Source organism: Serratia sp. SA088 (genome assembly GCF_049065515.1).
GTDB classification, from domain to species: domain Bacteria; phylum Pseudomonadota; class Gammaproteobacteria; order Enterobacterales; family Enterobacteriaceae; genus Serratia; species Serratia nematodiphila.
The window spans coordinates 113295-138416 of record NZ_JBAKGW010000006.1 but is presented as its reverse complement, the minus strand read 5'-3'; the positions used below and the strand labels follow the sequence as shown (position 1 = coordinate 138416).

Genomic DNA, 25122 nt, shown 5'->3' with positions numbered 1-25122 from the left:
ACCGAACATGCTTTATCCGAATGAAGAACAGCTGTATGCCGCCATCGCCTGGCAGGATTGCACCGGCGATTTCGAAGACATTCTGTATCACAAGTCCGCCGACGGCATCGCCAAAATCACCATCAACCGGCCGCAGGTGCGCAATGCGTTTCGCCCGCAAACGGTCAAAGAGATGATCGACGCGCTGGCCAACGCCCGTTACGACGACGGCATCGGCGTCATTATTCTCACCGGCGCCGGCGATAAGGCCTTCTGCTCCGGCGGCGATCAGAAAGTGCGCGGCGACTACGGCGGCTATCGCGACGACAGCGGCGTACACCACCTCAACGTGCTGGACTTCCAGCGCCAGATCCGCACCTGCCCGAAACCGGTGGTGGCGATGGTGGCCGGCTATTCGATCGGCGGCGGCCACGTGTTGCACATGATGTGCGATCTGACCATCGCGGCGGATAACGCCATCTTCGGCCAGACCGGCCCGAAAGTGGGCTCGTTCGACGGCGGCTGGGGGGCGTCTTACATGGCGCGCATCGTCGGTCAGAAGAAGGCGCGCGAAATCTGGTTCCTGTGCCGCCAGTATGACGCCGCCGCCGCGCTGGACATGGGGCTGGTCAATACCGTGGTGCCGCTGGCCGATCTGGAAAAAGAGACGGTGCGCTGGTGCCGCGAAATGCTGCAGAACAGCCCGATGGCGCTGCGCTGCCTGAAGGCGGCGCTGAATGCCGACTGCGACGGCCAGGCCGGTTTGCAGGAGCTGGCGGGCAACGCCACCATGCTGTTCTACATGACCGACGAAGGGCAGGAAGGGCGCAACGCGTTCAACGAGAAGCGCCAGCCGGATTTCAGCAAATTCAAGCGTAACCCGTAATGAGCGGGGCAAACCGCAGCGCGGCGCTATACCGTTACAGCCTGCCGATGGAGGCGGGCGTGGTGCTGCGCAATCAGCGGTTGAAAACGCGTGACGGATGGGTGGTGCAGCTGTGTCAGGGCGATCGTGAAGGCTGGGGCGAGATCGCGCCGCTGCCGGAGTTCAGCCGGGAAACGCCGGCGCAGGCCGAACGAGCCGCATTGGACTGGCTGCAGGCGTGGCTGGCGGGCAACGAACCGGATGACAGCGAGCTGCCCTCGGTGGCCTTTGGGCTCAGCTGTGCGCAGGCCGAGCTGGAGCAGCGTTTGCCGACGCAGGCGGATTTCCGCAAGGCGCCGCTGTGTACTGGCGATCCGGACGAGCTGTTCGAGACATTGAGCGCTTTGCCGGGCGAGAAAGTCGCCAAGGTGAAAGTAGGACTGTATGAGGCGGTGCGCGACGGCATGATCGTCAACGTGCTGCTGGAGGCGCTGCCGGATCTGCGGCTGCGGCTGGACGCCAACCGCAGCTGGACCCGCGCCAAGGCCGACGGCTTCGCCAGGTACGTTAACCCAGCGTGGCGCGATCGCATCGCCTTCCTGGAAGAGCCCTGCAAGACCCGTGATGAATCGCGCGACTTCGCCCGGGCGACCGGTATCGCCATCGCCTGGGATGAGAGCGTGCGGGAGGCGGACTTTGTGGTGCAAGCCGAGCCGGGTGTGGCGGCCATCGTGATCAAGCCGACGCTGGTCGGCAGCCTGGCGCGTTGCCAGACGCTGGTGGCGCAGGCGCACGCGGCGGGCCTGACGGCGGTGATCAGTTCCAGCCTCGAATCCAGCCTGGGGTTGACCCAGCTGGCGCGCATCGCCCATTGGCTGACGCCGGACACCATGCCGGGGCTGGACACGCTGGGGTTGATGCAGGCGCAGGTGCTGCGCCCGTGGCCGGGCAGCGCGTTGCCGCTGCTGGATGTCTCGGCGCTGGAGTGCCTATGGCGCCGTTGAACGATTGGCCGTGGCGACACTGGGCGCGCACTCAGCCGCAGGCGACGGCGCTGTTGCTCGGCGAACAACCGCTGAGCTGGCTGGCGTTGCAAAGCCAGGTGGATGAACTGGCGGCGGATTTTCAGCACCAGGGCGTAGAACCGGGCTGCGGTGTGGCGCTGTGCGGTAAAAACAGCTATCCGTTGCTGTTGGCCTATCTGGCGCTGCTGCAGTGCGGCGCACGCCTGTTGCCGCTCAATCCCGCCTTGCCGACGCCGCTGCTGGCGCAGCTGTTGCCGGAATTGGATATGACCTTTGTCTTCGGCCCGGACTCGTTGCCGGCGCTGCCGGAAGAGGTGATTCGATTGACCCCGCCCTCGACCGAGCCGCGTTGGCCAGACCTGCCGACGTGGGAGGCGCAGCGTCTGGCGACGCTGACGTTGACCTCCGGTTCCAGCGGCATGCCGAAGGCGGCGGCGCACAGCTACGCCAATCATCTGGCCAGCGCCGCCGGGGTGTTGCAGCTGATGGATTTTCAACGCGAGGATTGCTGGCTGCTGTCACTGCCGCTGTTTCACGTCTCCGGCCAGGGCATCGTCTGGCGCTGGTTGGCGGCGGGCGCGCGGCTGGCGGTGCGCGAGACGCACCCGCTGGCGGAGGCATTGGCAGGATGCACGCATGCTTCGCTGGTGCCGACGCAGCTCTGGCGGCTGTTGGCGCAACCGCTGACGGGCATGACGTTGAAAGCGGTGCTGCTCGGCGGCGCGATGATCCCGGTGGAGCTGACCGAACGGGCGGAGGCGGCGGGGATCCGCTGCTGGTGCGGCTACGGGCTGACCGAACTGGCCTCCACGGTGTGCGCCAAGCGCGCCGATGCGCGGCCAGGCGTCGGCCTGCCGCTCGGCGGCCGCGAAGTAAAACTGGTGGACGAAGAGGTCTGGATCCGCGCCGACAGCCTGGCGCTCGGCTACTGGCGTCATGGGCATCTGCAGCCGTTGGCCGATGAGCAGGGCTGGTTCGCGACCCGCGATCGCGGCGTGATGGCGGAGGGGGAACTGCGCATTCTCGGCCGGCTGGACAACCTGTTTTTCAGCGGCGGCGAAGGGGTGCAGCCCGAGGATATCGAACGTGTGCTGGCGGCGCACCCGCAGATCACGCAGGCGTTTGTGGTGCCGATGGCGGACGCTGAGTTCGGCCAGCGGCCGGTGGCGGTGATCGACGGCGATCCGGCGCTGTCGTTGGGGGCGCTGCTCGCCTGGTCGCAGGATAAGCTGGCCAATTTCCAACGCCCGACGGCATTGCTTCCGCTGCCTGACGAGCTGAAAAACGGCGGCATCAAGATTTCGCGCCGCCAATTGCAGCAGTGGGTGGCGCAGCGTTTCTCCCAGGCATAAAAAAGCCGCCTGAAAGGGCGGCTGAGTGGATGGCTGCAGGGGGGTTATTTCAGCCCCAACGCCTTGGCGACGCCGGCGCCGTAGTCCGGGTGCACCTTGGTGAACAGCTCGACCTGACGGCGCTGGATCTGTTCCGGCACCTGCGACAGTTCGCCGGCGATGCGGGTGAACATGCGCTGGTGCTCTTCGGCGCTCAGCAGGTTGAACAGCGCGCGCGGCTGGCTGTAGTAATCGTCGTCTTCACGATGGTTCCAGTGGTCGGCCGCGCCCTCAATGCTCAGCGGTGGTTCGCTGAAGTCCGGCTGCTCCTGGAACAGGCCGAAGCTGTTTGGTTCGTAGGTGGCGCCATTGCCGCTGTTGCCGTCCACGCGCATCGCGCCGTCGCGATGGTAGTTGTGGAATGGGCATTTGGCGCCGTTCACCGGGATCTGGTGGTGGTTGACGCCCAGACGGTAGCGGTGCGCATCGCCATAGGAGAACAGACGGCCCTGCAGCATTTTATCCGGCGAGAAACTGATGCCCGGCACCACGTTGGCGGGGTTCATCGCCACCTGCTCGACCTCGGAGAAGTAGTTGTCGGGATTGCGGTTCAGCTCGAAATAACCGACGTCGATCAGCGGGTAGTCGCCGTGCGGCCACACCTTGGTCAGATCGAATGGGTTATAGGGCGTCTGCGAGGCCTCGTGTTCCGGCATGATCTGAATTTGCAGCTTCCAGCGCGGGAAGTCGCCGCGTTTGATCGCCTCGAATAGATCGCGCTGTGAGCTTTCGCGATCCTTGGCGATGATCGCTTCTGCCTCTTCATCCATCAGGTTTTCAATGCCTTGTTCGCAGCGGAAGTGGAATTTCACCCAGAAACGTTCGTTGGCGGCATTGATAAAGCTGAAGGTGTGGCTGCCGAAGCCGTGCATGTGGCGGTAGGACTTCGGAATACCGCGATCGCTGAAGTCGATGGTCAACTGGTGCAGTGATTCCGGCAGGTGGGAGAAGAAGTCCCACTTGTAGACCGGGTTGCGCAGGTTGGTATGCGGATCGCGTTTCACCACGTGGTTGAGATCGGGGAATTTCAGCGGATCGCGCAGATAGAACACCGGCGTATCGTTACCCACCAGATCCCAGTTGCCTTCTTCGGTATAGAACTTCATGGCGAAGCCGCGAATGTCGCGTTCGGCGTCGGCGGCGCCGCGTTCACCGGCGACGGTGGAGAAGCGGATAAACATGTCGGTCTGCTTACCGATTTCGGAGAAGATCTTGGCGCGGGTGTAGCGGGTGATGTCGTGGGTGACGGTAAAGGTACCGTAGGCGCCGGATCCCTTGGCATGCATGCGGCGCTCGGGGATGACTTCACGGTCGAAGTGGGCCAGTTTTTCCAGGAACCACACGTCCTGCAACAGCATCGGGCCGCGTTTGCCTGCGGTGATCACGTTATTGTTATCGACAACCGGGGCGCCGGCTGCGGTGGTCAGTCCTTTCTTGCTCATCACTTGCTCCTTATCGTAGTGCATTTAAGTAAAGACTCGGGCGGTTTAAGCGTTCATCAGCATAGTCCTTTGGCGGGGCTTCTTCCCCTGACCTTGGTCAAAGCCACTACTAGTTGTAGCCCTATTGCCGAGCGACGGCAAATAGGTCTCGGTTATCGTTGGCATCGCCTTGACGAATATAGATTATTGTTTGCAAATATTTACATTTATTTGATTATTGAAGAATTTTTTCGCTTTTATCCCTTAAATACGCATTGCGCTTTGGTATAGACTCGTGACGTTATTATTATGCGTTGATTCGAACATTCGATACGGATGACAAACCAGAGGGAAAGATGATGAAAAAGACTTGGGTCGCGTGCGCGGCAGGATTGCTGTTGGTGACCGGCGCGGCGAACGCCATCAGCGTGTCGGGCGAAGCCGGGCAGCACTACACCAACCTGGGCGTTGGCATGAGCACCGGCTCTTCAGGTCTGGGCCTGACCGGCAACTGGGCGCGCAGCGACCACGACGGCAACGTCGGCAGCGTGGGGTTGAACTTCGGCGTGCCGCTGGGGCCGTTGACGGCGACCGTGGGCGCCAAAGCGCTGTACCTCAGCCCGAAAGACGGGAAGAGCGGCGGGGCGGTGGCGCTGGGCGGCGGCCTGGAGTGGGAGATTAACCGTTACTTCAGCCTGCACGGCGAAGGTTACTTTGCCCCTGAGTCTTTCACCAGCGGCGTGAAGGCCTATAACGAAGCCAGCGGCGGCCTGCGCTGGAAGTTCCGTCCGCTGAGCGTGGACGTGGGCTACCGTTACATGCAGATGGAAGGCAAAGACGGGCGTCGCGACAACACCCTGGCCGATGGCCCTTATGTCGGCGTAGGGCTGAGCTTCTGACGCTCAGCAAAAAGGGGCCATTGCGGCCCCTTTCTCTTTATCATTTCTTGTCTTTCGTCGCTTACCCGACCGCCGGCAGCATGCCGCTGGCGATGCCCAGTTGGATGGCGATCACCGTTACCCCACAGACAAACACCAGCGCCAGCGCAGGGGTGCCGCCCCAGACGCGATACTGCGCCTGATGCTTTTGGCGGGTTTTCCACACCAGCAGCGAAGGCAGCAGCAGCGCCAGTACCGACAGGGCGATGGCGGCGAATCCCAGCGCCAGCACGAAACCGCGCGGGTAGAACAGCGCGAAGGCCAGCGGCGGCAGGAAGGTGATGGCGCCGGTTTGCAGGCGGCCGCGCACGTTATCTTGCCGCTTGAACAGGTCGGCCAGGAAATCGAACAGCCCGAGCGCCACGCCGAGGAACGAGGTCGCCAGCGCCAGATCGGCGAACAGGTGCACCGCCAGTTCAACGTGCGGCGAAGCCACCGCGTCGCGCACCGCCTGCAACAGGCCGTTCAGCCCGGCCTGCTGCGCCAGAATGCCGACGAAGGTGTCGGAGCTGATGCTGCCCAGCGTCGCCAGCTGCCAGAAGATATAGGCCATCAGCGGGATGGCGCTGCCGATGATAAACACCCAGCGCAGTTTGCGAATGTTGCCGCCCATGTAGTTGACGATGCTCGGCACGCTGCCGTGGAAGCCGAAGGAGGTGAAGATCACCGGAATAGCCGACAGCGCCAGGCCTTGCTCCAGCGGCAACGTCATCAGGTTGGTTTGGTGGATATTCGGCAACATCAGGCCGAGCATCACCACCAGAAATACCACTTTGGCGCTGAACAGGATACGGTTGAACAAGTCGACCGAGTGGGTGCCGATGCACACCACGCCGCCGGCCACCAGGGTGAACAACAGAACGCCGAGCGACACCGGGAAGTCCTGCGATGTCCATTGGCTGATGCTGGTGGCGAGCAGTTCGCCGGCGCCGCTAATGTAGGCGGCGGTGAGGGCGTACATCAGGAACATCATGCTGAAGCTGGTCAGCCACTGGCCGCCGCCGCCGAGATAACGTTTGGCGAGGGTACCCAGACCGGTATCCGCCTGCTCATGCTGGTAAACCTCTACCAGCAGCAGCGCGGTGTAACACATCAACAGCCACAGCCCGACCAGTAAGGCCAGCGTGACGCCGAAGCCGACGCCGGCCGCCGCCAGCGGCATCGCCAGCATCCCGGCGCCAATGGTGGTGCCCGCCACGATAAAAACACTGCCAAGAGTGCGATTCTTCACGTTTTTTCTCTACCAGCCGAAAGATTTTGAAAATTATAGGTAACGATTTATGAGGATGGCAGGATAGTGGAAGCCCTAATTTGTGTCAAACCGACGTTACGCATGATGTACATAAATATTTACATAGTGGCGACCGGCATGGCACATGAGAAACGAACCCATGGCTGAAATTATCCGCAGGCGGCTAGTGAAAAGTTATTTACGGGCTTCTATAGTGGAATGACCAAAAAATGTGGGAGAGATCAATGTTAAGGGTGGAGATGCTCAGCACCGGCGATGAGGTGCTGCACGGGCAAATTATTGATACCAACGCCGCCTGGCTGGCGGACTACCTGTTCCAGCAGGGGGTGCCGATGAGCGGGCGTGAAACGGTCGGGGACAGCCTCTCTGCGTTGATCGAGATCCTGCAGGAACGCAGCCACATCGCCGATGTGTTGATCGTCAACGGCGGCCTGGGGCCGACCAGCGACGATCTCAGCGCGCTGGCCGCCGCGAAAGCCAGCGGCGTAGAGCTGGTCGAACGGGCTGACTGGTTGGCGCGCATGGAAGCCTATTTCGCCGAGCGCGGGCGGCCGATGGCCCCTTCCAATCGCAAGCAGGCGCAGATCCCGGCCAACGCGGAAATGCTGGATAACCCGGTAGGCACCGCCTGCGGGTTCGCGCTGCAGCTGAACCAATGCCTGATGTTCTTCACCCCCGGCGTGCCGTCGGAATTCAAAGTGATGGTCGAACAGCAGATCGTGCCGCGTCTGCGCCAGCGCTTCACCTTGCCGGCGCCGCCGCTGTGCCTGCGCCTGACGACCTTCGGCACCTCCGAGAGCGATCTGGCCGCCGAGCTGGACAGCCTGCCGCTGCCGCCGGACGTGGTGCTGGGTTACCGCTCGTCCAGCCCGATCATTGAGCTGAAGCTGACCGGGCCGGAAAGCCGGCGCGCGGAGATGGAGCTGGCCTGGCGACGCGTGCGCGAGGTAGCGGGGGACAACTGCATCTTTGAAGGCACCGACGGGTTGCCGGCGACGCTGACGCAGCGTCTGAATCAGCAAGGGCTGAAGCTGGCGTTGAGCGAGCAGTTCAGCGGCGGTTTGATCAATCTGCAGCTGCAGAGCGAAGGGGCGCCGCTGGCGGGTGGCGAGCTGCTGCCGGCGCACTGCATCGAAACGCTGGAAACGACGCTGGCGCGCGCCCGCTCGCTGGCAGAATTGACCGGTGCGCCGTTGGCGTTGGCGGTCAGCGCCATGCGCGATGAGCAGGTGAGCATTGCGCTGCACACGCCGCGCGGCGGCATTGGCCAGACCGTGCGTTATCGCGCGTCGCGCCACGGCCTGCGGCTGCGGCAGGAGTCGGTCGCGATGCTGGCGTTGGATATGCTGCGCCGCTGGCTGAATGGGGGCCAGGCGTGCGGTAAAAACGCCTGGCTGGAGGTGGTGGAAATTATCGAGTGACGGGTATTGGCGTTGCTGAGTCTCCCGTCTTGTCGGCTTCATCGCGCTGCATCAGCCGTTCGGACGCCAGGCGTGAAAGACGTATTGCCGCGGCGCCTCGCGTTTGCAGCTCTGTACCGTAGTTCCTGAGCGCCTGCGCGGCGCTGTCTGAGTGCGTCAGATGCGCCGCCAGGCTGGCGGCGTCTACCAGCGCGGTGTTGGCGCCGAGCCCACCCGCCGGGCTCATGGCGTGCACGGCGTCGCCGAGAAAGGCGATGCGTTCGCTGTGCCATTCTGGCATCGCCGCCGTAACCTGCACCGTCCGCACGCTGAGCGACAGGGGATCCGCCAGCGCTAACGCCGTTTGCAAGGCGGGCGCCCATCCCTGCGAGATATGCCGTACGCGCGCCTGCAGCGCAGCGGTTCCCTCAGTTCGCACCGGCCCGCCGAGACGCCCAGCCGATCCGATACAGGCCCAATAGAGATAGTCGTCGACCGGTGAGAGGCGGCAATCGGGTGCGTAGTCGGCCGCCAGCTGCGCCATAGGGGCCTGAAAGCGCATCGGTTCAAGCACCAGCGACGCGCCGTCGGCGAAGATCACCGATACGCCGTTCAGCAGCTCGGGGGGCAATTGGGCCCGGGTCGCCGCATCGAGCGGCGTTTTACCGTAAAGGGTGACCGCGCCGCTGTCTTCGGGCCCCGCCTCGGGCAGGCAGCGCCGCCGCACCAGCGAGTTGACGCCGTCGGCGGCGATCAGCACATCGACCCGCACTTGCTCGCCGTTGGCGAACTGCAGTTCCACACCCTGCGGCGTTTGTGCAAATTCACGCAAGGTATGGCCGAAGCGCACCTGGTCTTGCAGGCCGGCAAGCAGGATCTCGCGCAGCGTTTGGCGATGAATGCCGAGATCGCCGCTCGGTTCTTGCGTTTGTCGCTGGCTGGAGGGCAACCAGTGTTCGGGGCGCCGGTCGGTGAGCGGGGCAAGCTGCGGATCCCATAGATTGCTCTCGCCGCTGTTTTGCGCGCTGCCGGCGCAGAGCAACCGGTAGTGTGCCGGCGGCAGGCAGGCGGTCAGCGCCTGCTGGCCCGACGGATCGATGCGCAGCCGGTAGCCCTGATCGCGCGCCTGCGGTGTGGCGTCGCGTTCAAATACCGTGGCGTGGATGCCGAAGCGGCGCAGTCCCTGAGCCAGACACAGGCCGCCGAGCCCTGCGCCGATAATGCCAATGCTGAGTGTTGTCATCATGTTCCCTCGTGAAACAGTGGCCACAGACGGTCGCGGCCGGAAGTATTTCATTATGTCGGCGCAGGAAAAGGTTGGTATAACGGTATCTGGACTAAAAATAGTGATTAGTGGCCAATATGGATGCAAACCTTCATGCCCTCGACGCTGACTGCAGCGAATGGTCGGCGGGCCCTTGGCTTATCGCGCTTGGCGGCCGCGATGCGGCAGGCCGGGAGTATCGGTTGGGCACGCGAGAATACGACTGGCATCAGCATGTGCGCGGGCAGTTGCTGTGCGTCGAAAGCGGCTTGTTGCATGTACGCACGGCGCAGGGCGATTGGGTGCTGCCGCCGCAGCGGGCGGGTTGGATCCCGCCGGCGACGCAGCACCAGGTACAGGTTTGCGGCGCGCTGAGCGGCTGGAGTTTACTGCTGGCGCCGGAGGCCTGCCACGATCTGTCGAATACACCTTGCGTTATTGGCATCAGCGCCGTGCTGCAGGCGCTGGCTCAGCGTGCGCAAGGTTGGGACAAACGCAGCGCGCTTACCCTGGAGCAGGAGCGTATGGCGCAGGTGATGCGTGACGAGATACGGCTGGCGCCGACGGAGCCGCTGTATTTACCGATGTCGTCCCATCCGCGCCTGGCCGGCGTTCTGCAGGCCTTGCTGGCGCAACCGGGGAGCGAACGTTCACTGGAGGCGTGGGCTGAATGGGGGGCGATGTCGCCGCGTACTCTGCGGCGGCTGATGATCGGCGAGACGGGGTTGAGTTTTGCCCAGTGGCGTCAGCAGGCCCGGTTGTCATATGCATTGGCGAAGTTGGCCGAAGGCGAAACGGTGCTGCAGATCGCGGAAGCGCTAGGGTATGCCTCGCCGAGTAACTTTATCGCCATGTTTCGTAAAGCCTTCGGCGATTCCCCGGCGCGTTATTTTTCCACATCGGCGGGAAAGGGGCGCTAAGCGAAATACTTTGAGGATAGTTATATATCCCTGATTAATCATAATCTTATAGGGGATATTCGCGGTGAGGGAATGCTGTTACTCTCTTGACGGGTGCTTGAGACTGTTCGTCTTGGGCATTGTGTGACAAGGCGGATAGATGAAAGCCCCAGACTGACTCTCAATCAGAATGGGGCTGCACATACCGCCTAGACACCGGTATGGTAGCCCCTTCACAGCAAGGAGGCAAGCATGCGCTTAAGGCATGTGTTTCACTCGCTAACCGTTGTATGTATTACGGTTTTGTTATTTATCTGGATGATAAGAGACTCGCTGTGCGAGCTGAAAATCTACCAGGAAAATATCACTATCCTGATCAGGTTGGCGTGTGAGGTGAAGCGGTAATCCTAGGGCGGGGGCAACCCCGCCTTCTGGTCTCCAGGCGCGGTTTCCGGCACCCGACTTTACATTTCCAGCTCGATATCCGTCAGCGGCATGCAGCAGCAGGGCAGGATCTCGCCGGCGTTGATAAACGCCAGCGGCTGTTGGCGGTAGGCCACTTCGCCTTTCACCAGCTTCAGGCGGCAGGCGCCGCAATAGCCGGAGCGGCATTGGTACTCCACCTGCACGTCGTGCAGTTCCAGCACGTCGAGCAGGCAGTTTTCACTGTTAGGGCAAGAGAGCTGCGTGCCGGCGGCGCGCAGCGTTACGGTTGGCGTCGCCATCGCTTACAGTTCGAAGTCGCTCAGGTCGTCGGCGTTGATCTCCGAGTCGATCTGGCCAACCAGGTAAGAGCTCACTTCCACTTCCTGCGGCGCTACCTGCACGTTGTCGGACACCAACCAGGCGTTGATCCACGGGATCGGGTTGGAGCGGGTTTCGAACGGCAGACCAAGGCCGACCGCCTGCATGCGGATATTGGTGATGTATTCCACATACTGGCACAGGATGTCTTTGTTCAGGCCAATCATCGAGCCGTCGCGGAACAGGTATTCCGCCCACTCTTTCTCCTGCTGAGCGGCCAGCACGAACAGATCGTAGCACTCTTGCTGGCACTCCTCGGCGATCTCCGCCATTTCAGGATCGTCCGCACCGGAACGCATCAGGTTCAGCATGTGCTGGGTGCCGGTCAGGTGCAGCGCTTCGTCGCGGGCGATCAGCTTGATGATCTTGGCGTTGCCTTCCATCAATTCGCGCTCGGCGAACGCGAAGGAGCAGGCAAAGCTGACGTAGAAGCGGATCGCTTCCAGCGCGTTCACGCTCATCAGGCACAGGTACAGCTGCTTCTTCAGCGCACGCAGATTGACGGTGACGGTTTTACCGTTCACCTGGTGGGTGCCTTCACCCAGCAGGTGATAGTAGCTGGTCATCTCGATCAGATCGTCGTAGTAGCCGGAAATGTCTTTCGCGCGCTTCTTGATCTCTTCGTTGGTGACGATGTCGTCGAACACCAGCGCCGGATCGTTGACGATGTTGCGGATGATGTGGGTGTAGGAACGGGAGTGGATGGTCTCGGAGAACGACCAGGTTTCCACCCAGGTTTCCAGTTCAGGGATCGAGATCAGCGGCAGCAGGGCGACGTTCGGGCTGCGGCCCTGAATGGAGTCCAGCAGGGTCTGATACTTCAGGTTGCTGATGAAGATGTGCTTCTCGTGCTCCGGCAGCGCCTGATAATCGATGCGATCGCGAGAGACGTCAACCTCTTCCGGGCGCCAGAAGAAGGAGAGCTGTTTTTCGATCAGTTTTTCGAAGATTTCATGCTTTTGCTGGTCGAAACGCGCAACGTTTACCGATTGGCCGAAGAACATCGGCTCTTGCAGCTGGTCGTTTTTGGTCTGAGAAAAAGTGGTGTAAGCCATAAGCCTGAATCCATCGTAACGTGGCTAAATGAAGGGGCCGGAAAATTCCGGCCCGCTAGGTCAAACTTTAGATCTTGCAGGCGCCGCTTTCGCAGTCGTCATCGCCGGCCTTGGCAGGCTGCAAATCTTCCTGGGCGTCTTCCGCGCCGTCGCGGGTGTTTTGGTAGTACAGCGTTTTCACGCCGAACTTGTAGGTGGTGAGCAGGTCTTTCAACAGCTGCTTCATCGGCACCTTGCCGCCCGGGAAGCGGGTCGGATCGTAGTTGGTGTTGGCCGAAATCGACTGGTCGATGAATTTCTGCATCAGCCCCACCAGCTGCAGATAGCCGTCGTTGCTCGGCATTTCCCACAGCAGCTCGTAGTTGTCTTTCAGACGCTCATACTCCGGCACCACCTGGCGCAGGATGCCGTCTTTCGACGCCTTGATGCTGATGTGGCCGCGCGGCGGCTCGATGCCGTTGGTGGCGTTGGAAATCTGCGAAGAGGTTTCCGACGGCATCAGGGCGGACAGCGTCGAGTTGCGCAGACCGGTTTCCTGGATCTCTTTACGCAGGGTTTCCCAGTCGTAGTGCAGCGGTTCGTTGCAGATCGCATCCAGGTCTTTCTTGTAGGTGTCGATCGGCAGGATACCCTGCGAATAGGTGGTTTCTTTGAACCACGGGCAAGCGCCTTGTTCCTGAGCCAGGCGGTTGGAGGCTTTCAGCAGGTAGTACTGAATGGCTTCGAACGTTTTGTGGGTCAGGTTGTTGGCGCTGCCATCGGAGTAGCGCACGCCGTTCTTCGCCAGGTAATAGGCGAAGTTGATCACGCCAATGCCCAGGGTGCGACGCCCCATCGCGCCACGGTGCGCGGCCTTGATCGGATAATCCTGATAATCCAGTAGGGCGTCGAGTGAACGCACCGCCAGGGTCGCCAGCTCTTCCAGATCGTCCAGGCTGTCGATCGCGCCCAGGTTGAAGGCGGACAGGGTGCACAGCGCAATTTCGCCGTTCTCGTCGTTGACGTCTTCCAGCGGCTTGGTCGGCAGGGCGATTTCCAGGCACAGGTTGGACTGACGCACCGGCGCGATCTGCGGATCGAACGGGCTGTGGGTGTTGCAGTGGTCGACGTTCTGGATGTAGATGCGGCCGGTAGAGGCGCGCTCTTGCATCATCAGCGAGAACAGCTCAACCGCTTTCACGCGCTTCTGGCGAATGCTGTCGTCTTTTTCGTACTGGGTGTACAGGCGCTCGAATTCGTCCTGATCGGCGAAGAATGCGTCATACAGCCCCGGCACGTCGGACGGGCTGAACAGGGTGATGTCTTCGCCCTTGATCAGACGCTGGTACATCAGGCGGTTCAGCTGCACGCCGTAGTCCATGTGACGCACGCGGTTACCTTCAACGCCGCGGTTGTTTTTCAGCACCAGCAGGCTTTCCACTTCCAGGTGCCACATCGGGTAGAACAGCGTTGCCGCGCCACCGCGCACGCCGCCCTGCGAGCATGATTTGACGGCGGTCTGGAAATGTTTGTAGAACGGAATGCAACCGGTATGGAAAGCTTCCCCGCCACGGATCGGGCTGCCCAGCGCGCGGATGCGGCCGGCGTTGATGCCGATACCGGCGCGTTGCGAAACGTATTTCACAATGGCGCTGGAGGTGGCGTTGATGGAGTCCAGGCTGTCGCCGCACTCGATCAGCACGCAGGAGCTGAACTGACGGGTTGGGGTGCGCACGCCGGACATGATCGGCGTTGGCAGCGAAATCTTGAAGGTGGAAATCGCGTCGTAGAAACGTTTGACGTAGTCCAGACGAGTTTCACGCGGGTAGTTGGAGAACAGGCAAGCGGACACCAACATGTACAGGAACTGGGCGCTTTCGTAAATCTCGCCGCTGACGCGGTTCTGCACCAGATACTTGCCTTCCAGCTGCTTGACGGCGGCATAAGAGAAGTTCATGTCGCGCCAGTGATCGATAAAGGAGTCCATCTGCTCGAACTCTTCAGCGCTGTAGTCTTCCAGCAGATGTTTATCGTATTTGCCCATCTCGACCATGCGCATCACGTGAGCGTGCAGCTTCGGCGGCTCGAATTGGCCGTAAGCCTTTTTGCGCAGGTGGAAGATCGCCAGGCGAGCGGCCAGGTACTGATAGTCCGGCGCATCGCGGGAGATCAGATCGGCAGCGGCTTTGATGATGGTTTCGTGAATATCGGCGGTTTTGATGCCGTCATAAAACTGAATGTGGGAACGCAACTCTACTTGAGAAACCGAGACGTTGTGCAATCCTTCTGCGGCCCAATCGATGACCCGGTGGATTTTGTCGAGGTTGATGCGCTCTTTACGGCCATCGCGTTTAGTTACAAGCAGACTTTGGTTCATGTGGTGTTTTACCTGTCCGTATGGTGCCCCTAAGCAGAAGTGTAGTCGCTCTGCTCAGTATGTAAACACTATATATAGGGGTTGTATGTCGGTGAGGTAACAAGATAGTGAGAAAAAACGGCGTTTGCAAGTGAACAAAACCGGCCTAATTTGTGGATAACTTGGGGGTGAAATGTAACTTGCCGTTCGCAGTGCGCGCCGTGACTGGCGCGACAAGCTTGTCAATAAGCGAGATCAGATTTTACTGAAAAACTGAAAAAACCGATCGTTTGGCGCTTTATTAAACGTTAGAAAAAAACGGCATATTGATCTGATTTAATATTCTAAAAAACTGTCTACAACCACGATTTTGATCGAAGTCGCGGAAATTAGGTATTTTTCCTAACAGCGCGTTGGCGCCGAACCCCGATAACGCAGGGCCGGCGCGGTTTACAGCGGTCAGCCTTCGTGCTGGGTGTGCACCATGTAGTTCACGTCAACGTTGCGCCCAAGCTTGAAATGATCGGTGATCGGGTTGTAATGCAGGCCGATCATGTGCTTTTCGCGCAGCGGCGTGCCGTCGACCCAGCCGATCAGTTCGGAAGGGCGAATAAACTTCTTATGATCGTGGGTGCCCTGCGGCACCATCTTCAGCACGTACTCCGCGCCGATCACCGCCATTAGCCAGGCTTTGGTGTTGCGGTTGATGGTGGAAAAGAACACGTGGCCGCCCGGTTTCACCAGTTGGGCGCAGGCGCGCACCACCGAGGCCGGATCGGGCACGTGCTCCAGCATCTCCATGCAGGTGACCACGTCGTAGCGCTGCGGGTTGGCCTGAGCGTGGCTTTCCACCGTCTCCTGCACATAGGTGACGTCCATGCCGCTTTCCAGCGCGTGCAGCCGGGCGACCTGCAGCGGCTCCGCGCCCATGTCCAGCCCGGTTACCTTGGCGCCTTCGCGCGCCATGCTCTCCGCCAGAATGCCGCCGCCGCAGCCCACGTCGAGCACCTGCTTGTCAAAAATGCCGCCGGCGCGCTGCATGATGTAGTTCAGGCGCAGCGGGTTGATGCGGTGCAGCGGTTTGAACTCGCCTTCCAGATCCCACCAGCGGGAGGCGACGGCCTCGAACTTGGCGATTTCCTGGTGGTCAACGTTTTGCACTCGGCTGGATGATTCTGCGTTCATGGGCTTGTCTGGCTCCTTGTTCTCGTTGCGCGGATTATACATGTTCCGGCGCGGCATCGTCTGTGCCGATGCGTTTTTAGCGCACTTATCTGCACAATTTCCGTGAAACAGCGGCGGTTATTTTCCCGTAAAGCGTGCTTTGTGATATAGTTTTACACCTTTGCCACTATGGCAGCGGGCAGATGAATCATTAGTAGAGGGATAGCAGCTCCATGAGCGACCTTGCCAGAGAAATCACACCGGTAAACATCGAAGACGAGTTGAAAAACTCGTATCTGGACTATGCGATGTCCGTTATTGTCGGACGTGCGCTGCCAGATGTTCGTGATGGACTGAAGCCGGTTCACCGCCGCGTTCTGTACGCGATGAGCGTATTGGGTAACGACTGGAATAAACCATACAAGAAATCGGCCCGTGTCGTCGGGGACGTGATCGGTAAATATCACCCGCACGGTGACAGCGCGGTTTACGACACTATCGTGCGTATGGCTCAGCCGTTTTCACTGCGCTACATGCTGGTGGACGGCCAGGGTAACTTCGGTTCCGTCGACGGCGACTCCGCGGCGGCGATGCGTTATACCGAAGTGCGCATGTCCAAGATTGCTCACGAACTGTTGGCGGATCTGGAAAAAGAAACCGTCGACTTCGTGCCTAACTATGATGGCACCGAGCAGATCCCGGCCGTCATGCCGACCAAGATCCCGAACCTGCTGGTCAACGGCTCGTCGGGCATCGCTGTGGGCATGGCCACCAATATTCCGCCGCACAACCTGGCGGAAGTCGTCAACGGCTGCCTGGCCTATATCGACGATGAAAACATCAGCATCGAAGGGCTGATGGAACACATCCCGGGGCCGGACTTCCCGACGGCGGCGATCATCAACGGCCGCCGCGGCATTGAAGAGGCCTACCGCACCGGGCGCGGGAAAGTCTACCTGCGCGCGCGCGCGGAAGTGGAAGCCGACGCCAAGACCGGGCGCGAAACCATCATCGTTCACGAGATCCCGTATCAGGTGAACAAGGCGCGTCTGATCGAAAAGATCGCCGAGCTGGTGAAAGAAAAACGCGTGGAAGGCATCAGCGCGCTGCGCGACGAGTCCGATAAAGACGGCATGCGCATCGTGATCGAAGTCAAACGCGACGCGGTCGGCGAAGTGGTGCTGAACAACCTGTATGCGCTGACACAACTGCAGGTCACCTTCGGCATCAACATGGTCGCGCTGCATCAGGGGCAGCCTAAGCTGCTGAACCTGAAAGACATCCTCGAAGCCTTCGTGCGCCACCGCCGCGAAGTGGTCACCCGCCGCACCATCTTCGAACTGCGCAAGGCCCGCGACCGCGCCCATATTCTGGAAGCGCTGGCTATCGCGCTGGCCAACATCGACCCGATTATCGAGCTGATTCGCCGTGCGCCGACCCCGGCGGAAGCGAAAGTCGCGCTGGTGGCGCAGCCGTGGGATCTGGGCAACGTCAGCGCCATGCTGGAGCGCGCCGGTGACGATGCCGCCCGCCCTGAGTGGCTGGAGCCGGAGTTCGGTATCCGCGACGGCAAGTACTACCTGACCGAGCAGCAGGCTCAGGCGATTCTGGATCTGCGCCTGCAGAAACTGACCGGCCTGGAGCACGAGAAGCTGCTGGACGAATATAAAGAACTGCTCAACTTTATCGCCGAGCTGATCTTTATTCTGGAAAGCCCAGAGCGCCTGATGGAAGTGATCCGCGAAGAGCTGGTGGCGGTCAAAGAGCTGTACAACGACGGCCGTCGCACCGAGATCACCGCCAATACTTCCGACATCAACATCGAAGACCTGATCAACCAGGAAGACGTGGTGGTGACCCTGTCTCACCAGGGGTACGTGAAGTATCAGCCGCTGTCCGACTATGAAGCGCAGCGCCGCGGCGGCAAAGGCAAGTCCGCCGCGCGTATTAAAGAAGAAGACTTTATCGATCGCCTGCTGGTGGCCAACACCCACGATACGATCCTGTGCTTCTCCAGCCGTGGCCGCCTGTATTGGATGAAGGTGTACCAACTGCCTGAAGCCAGCCGCGGCGCGCGCGGTCGCCCGATCGTCAACCTGCTGCCGCTGGAAGCCGATGAGCGTATCACCGCCATTCTGCCGGTGCGCGAGTATGAAGAAGGGCGCCACGTGTTCATGGCCACCGCCAGCGGTACCGTGAAGAAAACCGCGCTGACCGAGTTCAGCCGTCCGCGCAGCGCCGGCATCATCGCCGTCAACCTCAACGAGGGCGACGAGCTGATCGGTGTCGATCTGACCGACGGCAGCAACGAAGTGATGCTGTTCTCCGCCAACGGTAAAGTGGTGCGCTTCCCGGAAACGCAGGTGCGTTCGATGGGCCGTACCGCGACCGGCGTGCGCGGCATCAACCTCGGCGAAGGCGACAGCGTGATCTCACTGATCGTGCCGCGCGGCGAGGGCGACATTCTGACCGTGACGCAAAACGGCTTCGGTAAACGCACCGCGGTGACCGAGTATCCGACCAAGTCACGCGCCACCCAGGGGGTTATCTCCATCAAGGTGAGCGAGCGTAACGGCCAGGTGGTCGGCGCGGTGCAGGTGGAAACCAGCGATCAGATCATGATGATCACCGATGCCGGCACGCTGGTGCGTACCCGCGTTTCGGAAGTCAGCGTGGTCGGTCGTAACACCCAGGGCGTGACGCTGATCCGCACGGCGGAAGACGAAAACGTCGTCGGTCTGCAGCGCGTGGCCGAACCGGTGGAAGACGAAGAGCTGGACAGCCTGGAACCGGGCGCGGAAGCGGTGGAAGAAGACACCACGCCGCTGGACGATGGCGACGACGCGGCTGAGCCGATGGACGACGACAACGTTTAAGCAAGGTGAGGGCGTCGGCATGCCGACACCGTAATGCACTGAGACAAAAGGGCCTGGCAGCGATGCTAGGCCCTTTTTCAGTTATATGGTTTAATTGGCGCACCGAGCCGCCGGCCGCCGCGCCGGCGACAACGCGCGCCGCCACTGACTTTCGTATGGTATCCGATTGAAATATTTAGCCTCTTTTCGAACTACGCTGAAGATATCCCGCTATCTGTTCCGGGTGCTGGCGATTTTGCTGTGGTCGTTGGGAGCGCTGCTCACCACCTTTTATATTCTGAATATCCTGCATCAGAAAGAATCGGACATCCGCCAGGAGTACAACCTCAATTTCGATCAGGCGCAGGGCTACATCCGCCATTCCGCCGACATCATCCGCGACATCAAGTATATGGCGGAGAATCGCCTCAACGGTTCGGTCAGCAGTCTGGACATGTTCAGCGGCGTGTTTCCCGGCAAAGGCAGCCCGCCGCAATTCTTTCCGCTGTACCCGGAGTCCAACTGCGCGCTGAGCACCACCTACCGCAGTTCGCTCGATTCGCTGAGCGGCCTGATCCAGTACTGGAAAGAGAACTTCGTGGCGGCCTACGATCTTAACCGGGTGTTCTTCATCGGCGGCGACAGCCTGTGCATGGCGGAATTCGGCGGCGGCAACGCGAGCGCCAATCGGGAAAACGTGCTGAAGTCCCTGCATGAGCGCATTCTGAAATACCGCAACGCCAAGAATCTGGACAAAGACAACAACCTGTATTGGATCAGCCCCAGCGCGCAGCGGCCCGACATCGGTTATCTGTATGTGCTGACGCCTCTCTATATCGGTAATAAGCTGGAGGCGCTGCTGGGCATCGAGCAAACCGTCCGGCTGGAAGATTTCGTCACCGCCGGCAGCCTGCCGATCGGCGTCACGCTGCTGGATGAGAATAACGAGCCGGTGCTGCGCCTGGCGGACGGCGATCGCTATGCCGCTGCGCTCAACAGCTACCCCGAAGAGCATGCTTACTTCGGTTATGTCGACAACTACCGCGATCTGATCCTGAAAAAAGCGCTGCCGCCTTCATCGCTGAGCATCGTTTATGCGCTGCCGGTGAAAAGCGTGGTGGAACGCTTCAAGATGCTGATCCTCAACGCGCTGTTGCTGAACCTGTTATCGGCTATCGTGCTGTTCACGCTGGCGTGGCTGTTTGAGCGCAAGATGTTCTTGCCGGCGGAGGAGAACGCCTTCCGTCTGGAAGAACACGAGCAGTTCAACCGCAAGATTGTCGCCTCGGCGCCGGTGGGCATCTGCATCCTGCGTATCAGCGACGGCACCAATATTCTGAGTAACGAACTGGCGCACAACTACATCAACCTGTTGACCCACGAAGATCGCGATCGCATTACGCGCATCATTTGCGAACAGCAGGCGAATTTCGTCGATGTGATGACCAGCAACAATAACAACCTGCAGATCAGCTTTGTCCACTCGCGCTACCGTAACGAAGAGGTGGCGATCTGCGTACTGGTGGACGTCAGCGCGCGCGTGAAGATGGAAGAGTCGCTGCAGGAGATGGCGGCGGCGGCGGAGCAGGCCAGTCAGTCCAAATCGATGTTCCTGGCCACCGTCAGCCATGAGTTGCGCACGCCGCTGTACGGCATTATCGGCAACCTCGATCTGCTGCAAACCAAGGCGCTGCCGCAAGGGGTCGATCGGCTGGTCAACGCGATGAACAACTCTTCCGGCCTGCTGCTGAAAATCATCAGCGATATTCTCGATTTCTCCAAAATCGAGTCCGAGCAACTGAAGATCGAACCGCGCGAGTTCTCTTGCCTGGAGGTGATTACCCATATCGCCGGCAACTATTTGCCGCTGGTGGTGAAGAAACGTCTGGGGCTGTACTGCTTTATCGAACAGAACGTGCCGGAGCGCATTTTCGGCGATCCGGTGCGGCTGCAGCAGGTGCTCTCCAACCTGGTGAACAACGCCATCAAGTTCACCGATACCGGCTGTATCGTGCTGCAGGTCCGCACCCGCGGCAGCTACCTGGAATTCAGCGTGCGCGATACCGGCGTCGGTATCCCGGAGAAGGAGATCTCGCGCCTGTTCGATCCGTTCTTCCAGGTGGGGACCGGCGTGCAGCGCCATTTCCAGGGAACCGGTTTGGGGCTGGCGATCTGCGAAAAATTGGTCAACCTGATGGACGGCGATGTTTACGTCGAATCCGAACCGGGGTTGGGCAGCTTGTTCAGCATTCGCATTCCATTGTTTAACGCCCAGTTTCCGATCCCGCAGGCCAGCGATACCTGGCAGGGCCGGCGGCTGTGGTTGGATATCCGCAATCAGCGCCTGGAAAGCTACCTGATGGCGATCCTGGGCGGCTACGGCGCCGATATCAAGCGCTATGACGGGCAGGAGACCGCTGCCGGCGAGGTCTTGCTCAGCGATTACCCGCTGATGCTGGACATGCCGCTGCTGGCTCAGATCCAATTCTCCACCGAACATATCGGCCCATCGCAGGAAACCCGGCCGGGCTATTGGATGCACAGCACCTCTACGCCGCGTGAAACGCTGACCTTAATCAACCGGTTATTTGGCGTCGGCAACGGCGCGGCAGAGGCGCTGGTACAGCTGCCGGTGCCCGCCAAGGCCAGTGCGGCGGACAACGGCGATATTCATCTGCTGGTGGTTGACGATCATCCGATCAACCGTCGCCTGCTGTCCGATCAGTTGGGGTCGCTGGGGTATCAGGTGGTGACCGCCAACGACGGCGTCGATGCGCTCGGCGTGCTGAAACAGCATCACGTCGATATTGTGCTGACCGACGTCAATATGCCGAATATGGACGGTTATCGCCTGACGCAGGCCTTGCGGCAGATGCAATTCAGTGCGCCGGTGATTGGCGTGACGGCGAACGCGTTGGCGGAAGAGAAACAGCGCTGCCTCGAGGCGGGCATGGATAATTGCCTGTCGAAGCCGGTTACGCTGGAGACGCTGGAGCAGACGCTGGCATATTACAGCCAACGGGTACGCTACAACCGCAGCGAGGTCTGAAAAGCAAACAGGCACGGCGGATGCCGTGCCTGTTTGGCGTTAACCTGCCGTGAGGCGGGCTTTAGTCTTTGTCCAACGGCGTCATGCTGACGGACGAGAGGTAGTTGAGCAGGGCAATGTCGTTCTCGACGCCCAGCTTCATCATCGCCGATTTCTTCTGGCTGCTGATGGTTTTGATGCTGCGGTTGAGTTTCTTGGCGATTTCGGTCACCAGGAAACCTTCGGCGAACAGACGCAGCACTTCACTCTCTTTCGGCGACAGGCGTTTGTCGCCATAGCCGCTGGCGCTGATCTTCTCCAGCAGTTTGGAGACGCTTTCCGGCGTGAACTTCTTGCCTTTTTGCAGGGCGGCCAGCGCCTTCGGCAGATCGGTCGGCGCGCCTTGTTTCAGCACGATGCCTTCGATATCCAGATCCAATACCGCGCTCAGGATCGCCGGGTTGTTGTTCATGGTCAGCACGATGATCGACAACTGCGGATAATGACGCTTGATGTATTTAATCAGCGTGATACCGTCGCCATATTTGTCACCCGGCATCGACAGATCGGTGATCAGCACGTTGGCGTCCAGCTTGGACAGATTGTTGATCAGTGCGGTTGAGTCTTCGAACTCCCCAACGACATTCACCCATTCAATTTGCTCAAGTGACTTCCGGATGCCAAACAGTACGATAGGATGGTCATCAGCAATAATTACGTTCAGGTTATTCATGTTGTTGGCTACCTTGCTTCAGCAGTCTGCTGACGAAAAAATCAATCTGACTGATGTTATTCTCGATCTCGGGCGCATCACCTTCTGCGATGCGCTGTTCTAACGATTCGCACAGCTGCTTGCCGGGAAGCAGATTTAACATGGCAAACACGCCTTTCAGGCGGTGTGCGGTTTGTGACAGCGCATTGAAATCACTGCTGCCCGCCTCAGTATACAGTTTTTTGACATCGTCGGGTACTGTATCGACAAACAGCCCATAGTAATCACTTGATTTCAATTGTTTTTCATAGAGTTGGATATCTTCTGAGCTCAATGAAAGCGTGCTTTCTTCCTGTTCCAGCGCGGCCATTTGCTGTTCGATCAGCATCAGCACGGCGTCGATTAATGCGCCGTTCAGATTATAGTTCACCCGAATGTAGCGTTTATCCAGCGCTTGCCAGCCCGGCTCATCGGTCGCTAGCAACAGGGTGTAATCATCGGCGCGCTGCGGGTTGTCGGTCAGCAGCACGTCATAATCGCGGTTGACCGCGCGATCTTCGGAGACGAGGCAGTCGGCGCCGTAGGCCTGCAGCAGACGGGTCACGATGCCGCGCACTTCATCCGACGTGACGTCCAGCAAGGCGGTGACGCCGTCGAGCAGCTTTTCCTGCTCCTGCGGCTCTTTTTTCTCCATCTCCATGGCGACGCGAATGGTGTAGCGAGTGCCGATATCCACCTTGCTGCGAATGTCCAACTGGCCGTTAAGCTTCTTGCACAGCTGATTGCACAGGAAGAAAGTGAGGCCGGAACCGTGGTTGAAGCGGTCCACCAGCGTCTGGCTGAGGAACGGATAGTTAAGGTTGCTGATCTCTTCGTTGGAGATGCCGGAGCCGGTGTCGTTGATTTGGAAAATCAGGCGGTCAGGGTGCCCGGGCTCATGGTCGATAACCAGAGAAACCTTGCCGCAGGCGGTGGTGATAATGGCGTAATGCACCAGCAGCGAGATCACCTTGCGCAGCGCGTTGGCGTCGCCGATATAGTTCTGCTCGACGTCCAGCTGGAAATGCTTGAACAGCGCCAGCCCCTTTTGATTGAGGGCGGGCAGGGCTTCCAGCAGCAACTCGTCGATCATCGCCGCCGGGTTGAACGGCTCGCGCGTCGGTTGCCAGTCCTGGGTTTCCAGCCGCGTCAGCAGAGTGATGTTATCGATCAATCCCAGCACCGACGACGACGCCGCCGTCAGTTGGCCCAGCAGCGCCTGCTGTTGTTCCTCATCCGGCTGGTTGCGCAGGCTGTCGACCAGATCGTGCATCTGGCGTACCGGCTGATTCAGTTCGATGCCCAGGTTGTGCAACATCAGTTTGCGCGCCTGCACGTTCTTGTCGTATTCGCGCCGCGCCTGCTGCAGCCGCTTATTCACCATCACCTCTTTATCCTGATCGTGCATCAGGAACAGGTAGGTGTCCGGCGACAGCTGGCTGCGGAAAATGCGGATTTCATACACCTCGTTGTTGACCGTCGCCTGGATCACCCCGTGATGCTGTTCGGCCATATGGGCGATCTTTTGCAGGCTGAGGTGCGGCAGCAGATGCTCGGCGATTTTGTTGCTGGCGATCACCGTATTGTTGGCGAAGCTGTAGACCAGCAGACCGGAGGGCAGGCTGGAGACGATCTCCTGATTCAGCGCGCGCTCGGCCTCCAGCTCTACCGCCATGTTTTCGCTCGGGCGAATGTACTGGCGGCGGATAAAGTAGATGCTCAGCATCGACAGCGCCAGCAGCAGCAAGTTGACTGCGATCAGCCAAATATTGTTGCGCAGCAGATCGATGGCCAGATTGATGGCCGAAACGCGATACATCACCTTCAGCGGCGCATTGGGCAGAGCGGCGCTGAACTCCACCCAGCCGCCGCTCATCGTCGCATGGGTACCCAGGACGGTTTCCGCCGGGATGGCGCTATCGTCGAGATCGACATCGTCCGGCAGCAGCAGGAAATTGGCGCGGGCCAGATTGGCCGGAATGATGTCGTTGATTGGCAAATCGAAGGCGATCACCGTCGCCAGATGCCCCGGCTGATTGAAAGTGGTGCGAATCGAGAACGAATAGGCGTTCTGGAAGCGCTGCTTGCGCAGGTCGGAAAAGCTCTCGCGTTCGTCGAGCATATTGGCCTGTTGCAGCATCTCGGCGCGGCGTTCGTCCGCCGAGGTGGTCAGGTAGCTTTCCCGAAAGCGCGAAGCCAGCTCTTTGAGCGGCTGGGTGGTGATCAGGCTGAGGCTATTGTCCTGACCATTGAGGTAATACATGGCGTAGTTCTCGGTCTTGGCGCCCCAGCGGGTGTCCAGGTAGTCCGAGATGTTGGCGATCATCGCCAGCGTGTTTTCGTCATGGCTGCCGAAGATCACCGCGTCGGTTTTCTTGTGCGGTTTCTCGACATAATAGACATCGGGCCGCAGGCGGGTTTCCTGCAAACCGGGATCGACATTCTGTGCCGGCGCATTGCCGAATTTGTCATAGACCTGATAGGTCATATAGCGGTAGGCATCGATACGCTTTTGCAGCGAACCGGCGATGCTGTTCAGCGTGTACTTCTTTTCCGCCAGCCAGGCGTTGGTGTAGTTGTAGCCATACAGGCCGATGCCGATCGTCAGCAGTACGATAAACAGCAGGAAGCAGCGGGTAATGTTGCTGGAGCTTATGGTCAATTGTTTATTTTGCATAGTGGCTGCGCATTCCTGA

Annotated in this window: 18 protein-coding genes; 9 read left to right on the top strand and 9 right to left on the bottom strand. The window is 60.0% G+C overall.

Features of this window, described 5'->3' with window-relative positions:
- The first annotated feature begins 7 nt into the window (after positions 1 to 7).
- The 3 genes from menB to menE are packed head-to-tail and all read left to right on the top strand — an operon-like array spanning position 8 to position 3221.
- Positions 8 to 865, top strand: coding sequence for a 1,4-dihydroxy-2-naphthoyl-CoA synthase (gene menB / locus ACOWVD_RS16460; RefSeq protein WP_033635308.1), 858 nt, complete (start codon positions 8 to 10; stop codon positions 863 to 865).
- Positions 865 to 1848, top strand: a complete 984-nt coding sequence (gene menC, locus ACOWVD_RS16455; protein ID WP_421105687.1) for an o-succinylbenzoate synthase — start codon at positions 865 to 867, stop codon at positions 1846 to 1848. The genes menB and menC overlap by 1 nt, the downstream gene beginning before the upstream one ends.
- Positions 1836 to 3221, top strand: a complete 1386-nt coding sequence (gene menE, locus ACOWVD_RS16450; protein WP_421105686.1) for an o-succinylbenzoate--CoA ligase — start codon at positions 1836 to 1838, stop codon at positions 3219 to 3221. Before menC ends, menE begins: the two co-directional genes overlap by 13 nt.
- A 44-nt stretch (positions 3222 to 3265) precedes the next feature.
- Here menE and katA read toward each other — a convergent pair whose 3' ends face one another.
- Entirely contained in the window at positions 3266 to 4702 is a 1437-nt protein-coding gene (gene katA / locus ACOWVD_RS16445; RefSeq protein ID WP_015378563.1) for a catalase KatA, read from the bottom strand.
- Between the two features lie 338 nt (positions 4703 to 5040).
- On the opposite strand from katA, the gene ACOWVD_RS16440 reads away from it, so the two are divergent.
- The gene (locus ACOWVD_RS16440) at positions 5041 to 5580 is read left to right on the top strand and encodes a YfaZ family outer membrane protein (RefSeq protein WP_004935943.1); all 540 of its coding nucleotides are present in this window, start codon (positions 5041 to 5043) and stop codon (positions 5578 to 5580) included.
- A 61-nt stretch (positions 5581 to 5641) separates the two neighbouring features.
- Here the strand turns inward: ACOWVD_RS16440 and tyrP are convergent, their stop codons facing one another.
- Positions 5642 to 6850 carry a tyrosine transporter TyrP gene (gene tyrP, locus ACOWVD_RS16435; protein WP_015378562.1) on the bottom strand — a complete coding sequence of 403 codons (1209 nt, stop codon included), beginning with the start codon at positions 6848 to 6850 and terminating at the stop codon, positions 5642 to 5644.
- 245 nt (positions 6851 to 7095) lie between these two features.
- Between tyrP and ACOWVD_RS16430 the strand changes: the two genes are divergently transcribed.
- Complete coding sequence (locus ACOWVD_RS16430) at positions 7096 to 8292, top strand: nicotinamide mononucleotide deamidase-related protein YfaY (RefSeq protein ID WP_076740590.1); 1197 nt, start codon at positions 7096 to 7098, stop codon at positions 8290 to 8292.
- Here ACOWVD_RS16430 and ACOWVD_RS16425 read toward each other — a convergent pair.
- Complete coding sequence (locus ACOWVD_RS16425; RefSeq protein ID WP_421105685.1) at positions 8282 to 9517, bottom strand: FAD-dependent oxidoreductase; 1236 nt, start codon at positions 9515 to 9517, stop codon at positions 8282 to 8284. The genes ACOWVD_RS16430 and ACOWVD_RS16425 overlap by 11 nt on opposite strands.
- 116 nt (positions 9518 to 9633) lie before the next feature.
- Between ACOWVD_RS16425 and ACOWVD_RS16420 the strand changes: the two genes are divergently transcribed.
- Together ACOWVD_RS16420 and ACOWVD_RS16415 are read left to right on the top strand one after the other, a co-directional pair.
- Positions 9634 to 10455 (top strand): AraC family transcriptional regulator, encoded by an 822-nt coding sequence (locus tag ACOWVD_RS16420; RefSeq protein ID WP_197763353.1) that lies wholly within the window; start codon positions 9634 to 9636, stop codon positions 10453 to 10455.
- A gap of 231 nt (positions 10456 to 10686) precedes the next feature.
- A complete protein-coding gene (locus tag ACOWVD_RS16415; protein WP_004935921.1) occupies positions 10687 to 10839 on the top strand; it encodes a Hok/Gef family protein in 153 nt (50 codons plus the stop codon).
- 59 nt (positions 10840 to 10898) lie between these two features.
- Here the strand turns inward: ACOWVD_RS16415 and yfaE are convergent, their stop codons facing one another.
- From yfaE to ubiG, 4 genes are all read right to left on the bottom strand, one after another.
- A complete protein-coding gene (gene yfaE / locus ACOWVD_RS16410) occupies positions 10899 to 11159 on the bottom strand; it encodes a class I ribonucleotide reductase maintenance protein YfaE (RefSeq protein ID WP_015378558.1) in 261 nt (86 codons plus the stop codon).
- 3 nt (positions 11160 to 11162) lie between these two features.
- Complete coding sequence (gene nrdB / locus ACOWVD_RS16405; RefSeq protein WP_004935915.1) at positions 11163 to 12293, bottom strand: class Ia ribonucleoside-diphosphate reductase subunit beta; 1131 nt, start codon at positions 12291 to 12293, stop codon at positions 11163 to 11165.
- Between the two features lie 67 nt (positions 12294 to 12360).
- On the bottom strand, positions 12361 to 14649 hold the full coding sequence (nrdA, locus tag ACOWVD_RS16400) for a class 1a ribonucleoside-diphosphate reductase subunit alpha (protein ID WP_273890061.1): 2289 nt from the start codon (positions 14647 to 14649) through the stop codon (positions 12361 to 12363).
- 438 nt (positions 14650 to 15087) lie between these two features.
- The gene (gene ubiG, locus ACOWVD_RS16395) at positions 15088 to 15813 is read right to left on the bottom strand and encodes a bifunctional 2-polyprenyl-6-hydroxyphenol methylase/3-demethylubiquinol 3-O-methyltransferase UbiG (RefSeq protein WP_004935909.1); all 726 of its coding nucleotides are present in this window, start codon (positions 15811 to 15813) and stop codon (positions 15088 to 15090) included.
- Positions 15814 to 16025: 212 nt separating this feature from the next.
- Between ubiG and gyrA the strand changes: the two genes are divergently transcribed.
- Both gyrA and rcsC read left to right on the top strand, forming a co-directional pair.
- Positions 16026 to 18668 (top strand): DNA topoisomerase (ATP-hydrolyzing) subunit A, encoded by a 2643-nt coding sequence (gene gyrA, locus ACOWVD_RS16390; protein WP_004935906.1) that lies wholly within the window; start codon positions 16026 to 16028, stop codon positions 18666 to 18668.
- A 166-nt stretch (positions 18669 to 18834) separates the two neighbouring features.
- On the top strand, positions 18835 to 21696 hold the full coding sequence (gene rcsC / locus ACOWVD_RS16385) for a two-component system sensor histidine kinase RcsC (protein WP_049241809.1): 2862 nt from the start codon (positions 18835 to 18837) through the stop codon (positions 21694 to 21696).
- Between the two features lie 61 nt (positions 21697 to 21757).
- On the opposite strand, the gene rcsB is transcribed toward rcsC, so the two are convergent.
- Together rcsB and rcsD are read right to left on the bottom strand one after the other, a co-directional pair.
- A complete protein-coding gene (gene rcsB / locus ACOWVD_RS16380; protein ID WP_004935900.1) occupies positions 21758 to 22408 on the bottom strand; it encodes a response regulator transcription factor RcsB in 651 nt (216 codons plus the stop codon).
- Entirely contained in the window at positions 22401 to 25103 is a 2703-nt protein-coding gene (gene rcsD, locus ACOWVD_RS16375) for a phosphotransferase RcsD (protein ID WP_421105684.1), read from the bottom strand. The genes rcsB and rcsD overlap by 8 nt, the downstream gene beginning before the upstream one ends.
- Positions 25104 to 25122 lie beyond the last annotated feature (19 nt).

Excerpts from the sequence above, each read along its gene's own strand:
- menB (WP_033635308.1), top strand. The coding sequence starts at position 8 with ATGCTTTATCCGAATGAAGAACAGCTGTATGCCGCCATCGCCTGGCAG.
- menC (WP_421105687.1), top strand. The coding sequence starts at position 865 with ATGAGCGGGGCAAACCGCAGCGCGGCGCTATACCGTTACAGCCTGCCG.
- menE (WP_421105686.1), top strand. The coding sequence starts at position 1,836 with ATGGCGCCGTTGAACGATTGGCCGTGGCGACACTGGGCGCGCACTCAG.
- katA (WP_015378563.1), bottom strand. The coding sequence starts at position 4,702 with ATGAGCAAGAAAGGACTGACCACCGCAGCCGGCGCCCCGGTTGTCGAT.
- ACOWVD_RS16440 (WP_004935943.1), top strand. The coding sequence starts at position 5,041 with ATGAAAAAGACTTGGGTCGCGTGCGCGGCAGGATTGCTGTTGGTGACC.
- ACOWVD_RS16430 (WP_076740590.1), top strand. The coding sequence starts at position 7,096 with ATGTTAAGGGTGGAGATGCTCAGCACCGGCGATGAGGTGCTGCACGGG.
- ACOWVD_RS16425 (WP_421105685.1), bottom strand. The coding sequence starts at position 9,517 with ATGATGACAACACTCAGCATTGGCATTATCGGCGCAGGGCTCGGCGGC.
- ACOWVD_RS16420 (WP_197763353.1), top strand. The coding sequence starts at position 9,634 with ATGGATGCAAACCTTCATGCCCTCGACGCTGACTGCAGCGAATGGTCG.
- ACOWVD_RS16415 (WP_004935921.1), top strand. The coding sequence starts at position 10,687 with ATGCGCTTAAGGCATGTGTTTCACTCGCTAACCGTTGTATGTATTACG.
- yfaE (WP_015378558.1), bottom strand. The coding sequence starts at position 11,159 with ATGGCGACGCCAACCGTAACGCTGCGCGCCGCCGGCACGCAGCTCTCT.
- nrdB (WP_004935915.1), bottom strand. The coding sequence starts at position 12,293 with ATGGCTTACACCACTTTTTCTCAGACCAAAAACGACCAGCTGCAAGAG.
- nrdA (WP_273890061.1), bottom strand. The coding sequence starts at position 14,649 with ATGAACCAAAGTCTGCTTGTAACTAAACGCGATGGCCGTAAAGAGCGC.
- ubiG (WP_004935909.1), bottom strand. The coding sequence starts at position 15,813 with ATGAACGCAGAATCATCCAGCCGAGTGCAAAACGTTGACCACCAGGAA.
- gyrA (WP_004935906.1), top strand. The coding sequence starts at position 16,026 with ATGAGCGACCTTGCCAGAGAAATCACACCGGTAAACATCGAAGACGAG.
- rcsB (WP_004935900.1), bottom strand. The coding sequence starts at position 22,408 with ATGAATAACCTGAACGTAATTATTGCTGATGACCATCCTATCGTACTG.
- rcsD (WP_421105684.1), bottom strand. The coding sequence starts at position 25,103 with ATGCAAAATAAACAATTGACCATAAGCTCCAGCAACATTACCCGCTGC.